Origin of the sequence: Paludisphaera sp. (assembly GCF_037189885.1) — a bacterium.
Classification (GTDB): domain Bacteria; phylum Planctomycetota; class Planctomycetia; order Isosphaerales; family Isosphaeraceae; genus Paludisphaera.
The window spans coordinates 1-5957 of the sequence record NZ_JBBCIR010000103.1; the positions used below are offsets into that span (position 1 = coordinate 1).

4 protein-coding genes are annotated in these 5957 nt (G+C 72.1%); 2 read left to right on the plus strand and 2 right to left on the minus strand.

The window, feature by feature from the left end:
* Both WG209_RS23355 and WG209_RS23360 read left to right on the plus strand, forming a co-directional pair.
* On the plus strand, positions 1-385 hold a 385-nt coding region (locus tag WG209_RS23355), incomplete at its 5' end, for a hypothetical protein (protein ID WP_337177513.1).
* Positions 386-610: 225 nt separating this feature from the next.
* On the plus strand, positions 611-2215 hold the full coding sequence (locus WG209_RS23360) for a prenyltransferase/squalene oxidase repeat-containing protein (RefSeq protein ID WP_337177514.1): 1605 nt from the start codon (positions 611-613) through the stop codon (positions 2213-2215).
* Positions 2216-2775: 560 nt separating this feature from the next.
* Here WG209_RS23360 and WG209_RS23365 read toward each other — a convergent pair.
* Together WG209_RS23365 and WG209_RS23370 are read right to left on the minus strand one after the other, a co-directional pair.
* Positions 2776-3873 (minus strand): hypothetical protein, encoded by a 1098-nt coding sequence (locus WG209_RS23365; protein ID WP_337177515.1) that lies wholly within the window; start codon positions 3871-3873, stop codon positions 2776-2778.
* Positions 3870-5684: an HSP90 family protein gene (locus WG209_RS23370; RefSeq protein WP_337177516.1), complete on the minus strand. Its 1815-nt coding sequence runs from the start codon at positions 5682-5684 to the stop codon at positions 3870-3872. The genes WG209_RS23365 and WG209_RS23370 overlap by 4 nt, the downstream gene beginning before the upstream one ends.
* Positions 5685-5957 lie beyond the last annotated feature (273 nt).

Genomic DNA, 5957 nt, shown 5'->3' on the forward strand with positions numbered 1-5957 from the left:
CCCCGATCCGGTATCCGTGGAGATTGCAACAATGTTGAGCGCTCGGTTGTTCGGCGCGACGGCTGTCGCCCTCGCGGCCTCGACGGCCTATGCCCAGGTTCCGTCCAAGCAGACCCCCACGCCGCAGGCCCCCGCCAAGGTCGCCCCCGCGCCGCAGGCCCAGGCGGCCCCGCAGGCCCAGGCGGCCCCGCAGGGCGAGGCGGCCCCGGCCGCTCCCGCCACCCCGACCCCGCCGGCCCCCGCCGCCGACGAGCCGCCGCCGGCTCCCGCCGCCCCGGAGATCCCGGCCGCTCCCGCCGCCCCGGAGATCCCGTCCGCCCCGGAGATCCCGACCGCTCCTCCGGTCCCGGGTATCTCGGACGCCCCCGCCGCCCCGCAGTCCTGAACGGCTCGCCCGTTGAGGAAGTGATCCAGTCCCCGGCCGGTTTCGGCCGGGGATTTTTTTGCGCTCGGCGATCTCGTCGATGATTCCCGGGCTGAGTCGATCGGGGAAGGCGCTCCATTATTCGGGGAGGGCCCTGCCCCGGCGGCTGGTCGGCCCGGTGCGCCGCCTCCTACAATGGGGGGAAGTCGGGGGGCGTTCCGATCTCCGTCCTTTCCGGGACCGGCCATGAGACTTCGCGACATGCCGCGGGGGTTGCTGGATCACGTCGCCCGCGTCTCGGTTGAGTGGGAGGGGCGAGCGATCGATCGACGCGCCCTCCGCGCGGTGCCGTCGTGGGGGGCGAGCCTGATCCTCCATGGGCTCGCGCTGCTGATGCTGGCGATCCTGATGCAGCTCGGCGGCGGGGCCGAGGGGGAGCGGTCCTTCACGGCGGAGCTGCCCGCCCCCCCCGGCGAGTTGAACGACTTCACCTCGCTGGCGGAGGCCGACCGCTCCGGCGACCCGTTCACGGATCTCGACGACCCGAACCCGCCCTCGCTGAGCTTCGGGCCGGAAGACCCGGACGTGATGTTCGCCAACCAGCCGGAGATCACCGGGCTGGCCTCCTTCGCCCCCGAGCCCGCCGGGCCCGAGGCCCCGCCCGAACTGGCCCCCTCGCTCGTCGGCGCGGCCTCGCTGGGCGCGCTCTCGGCCAACGTCCAGGCGCCGTTCTCGGGCCGGTCCGGGGTCGACCGCGCCCGGCTCGTCCGCCGCGAGGGGGGGACCGTCCGATCCGAGAAGGCCGTGAACGACGGCCTCGAATGGATCGTCCGCCACCAGAGGCCCGACGGCTCCTGGACCCTCGACGTCAACGAGGTCTGCGGCGAATGCCCGTCGCGCGCGGCGATCGTCTCGCAGACCGGCGCGACCGGGCTGGCCCTGCTGCCGCTGCTGGGGGCTGGGCACATCCACACGGTGAAGGGCCCGCACCAGGCGGCCGTGAGGAAGGGGGTCGAGTGGCTGGTCGCGAACCAGGCGCCCGACGGAGACCTGCACGTCGGCGGGACGGGCACCGCCTACCTCTATAGCCACTCCATCGCCGCGATGGCCCTCTGCGAGGCCTACGGCCTCTCGCGCGACCCCGCGCTCCGCAAGCCCGCCGAACGCGCGGCGGCGTTCCTGGTGGCGTCGCAGGATGCCGGCGGGGGCGGCTGGCGGTATCGGCCGGGCCAGGAGGGCGACACCTCCGTCTTCGGCTGGAGCCTGTTCGCCCTCCGCAGCGCGAACCTCGCCGGGATCCCCATCCCGAAGAAGACGGTCCAGCGCTGCACGAACTACCTCAACTCGGCCGCCTTCGACCGCAAGCGGATCCTGTACTCCTACCAGCCGGGCCAATCCGCGTCGCCGGTCATGACGGCCGAGGCCCTCGTCGGTCGCCAACTCCTCGGCTGGGGTCGCGACCATCCCGCGCTGGCGAGGGGCGCCGCCCGGGTCGCGTCGCACCTGCAAACGTCCGAGGACCGGAACATCTATTACTGGTACTACGCCACCCAGCTCCTGCACAACATGCGGAACAAGGACTGGGAGCGCTGGAACCCCCACGTCCGCGAGGCCCTGATCGACGCCCAGATCCACGAGGACGGCTGCGGCCACGGCAGCTGGGATCCCGCCTACCCCAGCGCCGATCGCTGGGGGATGTCCGCCGGCCGGCTCTACCAGACCTCGCTATCGATCCTGACCCTGGAGGTCTACTACCGCTACCTCCCCCTCTACCGCACCGCCGACGAGGAAGGCATGGACGCGCCCCCGGGGCCCGCCGAGGTAGAGGCAAAGGCGGAAGGGGTTGATTGAACCGATCCGCGGCGCGCGAGCCCCGCCAGGCGCGATCGGTCCCCTCTCCCGCCGGGAGAGGGTGGCCCGAAGGGCCGGGTGAGGGTCGTCGGGCTGTAGAGACGGCGACGGCCCACGCCGTCACACCCCGACGGGGCCTCCGCGCCCAGGCGACCCTCGCCCGCCGCTGGCGCGGTTGCCCTTTCCCGGCTGGATGAGGGGAGGAAGAGGAAGATGATTCCTCCCCCGCTTTATTTTCCTCGGCGCGAGAGAAACTTGAAATCCCGGGCTCCTCGCCGCGGAGCATGCTTGATGATCGATGGTCGCGCTCTTTGACATCCCGAAATCGGTCCAGCAAGCGGCATGATGATCGCCCGACGGGGAAGCCCGGCGCGGACCCCGTCGACCGCGGTCCGCCCGTCGGCGTCGCGACGGCGAAGGGCTTCGGCGGCGGAGGCCGGAAAATCACATCGAAAACGACGAACGAAGCCAACTCGGTTCGGGCGTAAGATGCTTTGACATGGGGTTTTGCGAGGATTCGGCGCGAGACCCCGGCGCGCGAACGAAGCCACCGCGGCGGGTCAGTCCGTCGCCATTTCCAGGAGTTCGGCGCGGCCGTCGATGGCGCGTCGGTACGCGTCGGTCCCGTTCCGGGCGTCGAGTCGATCGGCGATGCCCCGCGCCTGGTCCAGGAACCATCCCCCCAGCCGTTCGAGGTCGGAGACGCCCGAGTCGTCGGGGGCGGGAGGGCCCGCGGGGAGGCGGACCTTCATCCGGGCCACGCCGCGCTGGAGCATCCGATCGGCCCAGGTCCGGGCGGCGAGCAGGAAGTGGAATCGGTCGAGGACGGAGACGGCGACGAGGGCGTCGGGCAGGTGCCGCTCCAGCATCCCCTTCGCCTTCGACGGGTCGCCGACCAGGCTCTCGAATTCGAGGTGCTCCGCATGGGGGATCACGTGCTGCGGCTCCCGCCTCACCTTCCGATAGCCCCGCTCATGCGCGGCCCTGGCGTCGTCGATCCGGCCGAGGCGGAGATACGGGACCAGGACGCGCCCGAAGGTGATGTGCGGCTGCTCGGCGCAGGAGAGCCCGCCCGTCAGCAACGGCTCCGCGGCGGCCAGGCATCGGCTCCACTGGCGGCGGAAGCGCTGGTACGCGCAGTCGTCGAACGCGACGCAGGCCGCGCAGTCGCTGAGGTAGTCGCGGCGGCACCGGCGGAGCCGGGCGTGGGCCTCGGCCGCCCGTTCCGGGTCGCCGACGTGGCGATACAACTTCCGCCGGTGCGACCAGACCGCGTGCATCGTCGAGCCCGCCTCGCGATACCGTCGCTCCATGTCCTCGTGGAGTTGGAGGATGCGGGGGAGCGGCACCTCCGGGAACTCGACCACGTGGTCCACGACCCACTTGTACTGCCAGAGGATGTCGAAGTCCGAGTAGCGGTCCGGCGCGCGGTCGAATTGCGCCAGGCGCCACGAGAAGGCGACGAGCAGCACGTCGGGCCGCCCGCAGAACGTCGCCGTGTCGGCGACCTGGTTCCGCAGCTCGTAGCCGAGGTCCACGTCGCCGAGGGAGTCGGCCAGGCGGACGGCCTCCTCCAGCAGCGCGAGCTTCGCGGCCCCGCGGGGGAGCCCCCACGCCTCGTTCTCGATCTCGCCGATCCGCTCGCGGGCGTCGCTCATGACGGGGGCTCCTGTCGTTCGGCGAGCAGGTCGAGCAGCCCGGCGAGGCCGCGGCTGAGGAGGCCTAGCTCGCCGGAGGAGAGGGGCTGGTGGGCCAGCATCAGCCCCTGGACGTATAGGACCTCGACCGCGCGGGCCAGCGCCTGGCGGTCCCGGATGGTCGCCAGGCGTCGGATCATCGGGTTGGACGCGTTGAGCAGGAGCGTCGTGTGGGGCGTCGGGCCGCGACCGGTCGCCAGGCTCTCGAGCACCCCCTGGAAGAGCGGGTCGGCCGTCTCGCGGCTCTGCTCCAGCGAGCGGATGAAGCGGGCGTCGGTCCCCGCCTGGTAGAGCGCGGGCATGTCGGCCGGGCGGAACTTGCGGGCCTCGGGGCGGCATCGGAACGGCCGGAGCGCCTCCGTCGCCGCGTCGAGCAGGGCGTGGAACCCCTCCTGCTCCGCGAGGTCCAGCTCGTCGAACTCGCGGGCGACGTCTTCCGGCTCGACCCGTCGCGTCGCCACGTCGGGGCGGACTTCCGGCAGCCGCGCCAGCAGCTCGGGCTCGTAGACGTAGCCGGCGTTGACCAGCGTGATCCCCTGCGACGTGGCCACCTTCGCCAGCTGGTGATAGGTCGACACGTCGTCGACGTACCGGATGACCGGCTCGGCCTCGCACAGCTCGCGAGCCGTCAGGCGGCCCCGGGTCGTCTCGAAGGGGAGCCAGTCGACGAACAGGCGGAAGCACTCGTCGTCCTGGGCGGCCAGGGCCTTGATGGCGAGGTGGTGGATCTCCAGGAATCGCCGGAAGCGGTCGCCGTGCCGCCGGGCCATGTCGACCAGGGCGTCGCGCAGGCAATCCCCCAGCTCGGCCCGAGCCGCGCGGAGGGAGTCGTCCTCGTAGAACCCCTCGCGCGAGGCGGTGGGGCGGAGGTCGTCGGCGTTGACGACGGCCCTGGCGAAGAAGGCCCAGTCCGGCAGCAGGTCGTCGGCGGCCTCGCTCAGCAGCATGTTCCGCAGGTAGACGCGATGGCCGCGGCGGGCGTTCAGGTTCGCCGGGTGGGCCAGGACGAACGCCACGCCGTCGACGGAGCCGGCGCGCGAGCGGAGCGGGATCGCGTCCAGGAACCGCTCGTCGAACGTCTCGGCGCCGAACCGCAGCAGCGCCCGGGCGCGTTCCGTCTCGTCGGCGTGCTCGACGCGCCACGGCGCGCCGTCGCGGTTGACGACGCGCGAGGCCTTGCCGCCGGTGACGCGGATCGGGTGGGGCAGGAGCGCCCCGTAGCGGGACGCGGCGTCGGCCACGGCCTCCGCCGTGAAGTAGTCCTCGCGGCCAGGACGGCAGGTCAGGTAGACCTGGGTCCCCGGGGCGACGTCGGCGTCGAGCGACCGGACGGAGTAAGTGCCGTCGACCTTCGCCCGCCACTCGACGGCCGGCGAGCCCCCCCGGGCGCTCCGGGTCACGACGACGATCTCGTCGCTGACCACGAAGCACGACAGCAGGCCGATGCCGAACTGCCCGAGGAAATCCCCCGTGCGCCGGCCCTGGTCGTCGCGCTTGGAGGACTGGCCGATCGTCGCAAGGAGCGAGTGCAGCTCGGCCTCGGTCAGCCCGACGCCGTCGTCGCGGGCCTCCAGCATCGGCGGCCCGCCGCCGCGCGTCACGACGGTCAGGTGAATCTCGCCGGGGCATCCCGGGTCGAGAGCCCTCCGCGCGGTGATGGCGTCGACCGCGTTCTGGAGCAACTCCCGGACGAACACCTCCGGGCGGCTGTAGAGGTGGTTCGAGAGGAGGTCGATGATCCCCCTCAGGTTCACCTGGAAGCGATGATCCAAGGGAAGCTCCTCGTCGATCCGACCCGGCCCTCGCCATCGCGGCGCGGCGCGCCCGATCGTCGGATTTCACGATAGCCGCCCCCGGTCAACCCATCAATGGAGGCGATGGGGATTTTCAACTGGCGGGGCATGAAGTCGGTCGTGGGGCTCGCGAGCGATCCTGACGGCCTTCCCCCGCGAGGGTGCTCTGTCGAAGACCCCGGGGGTGGACGACGACAAGCATCCCTTCTCCCCTCGTGGGAGAAGGTGCCCCTGGAGGGGCGGATGAGGGGG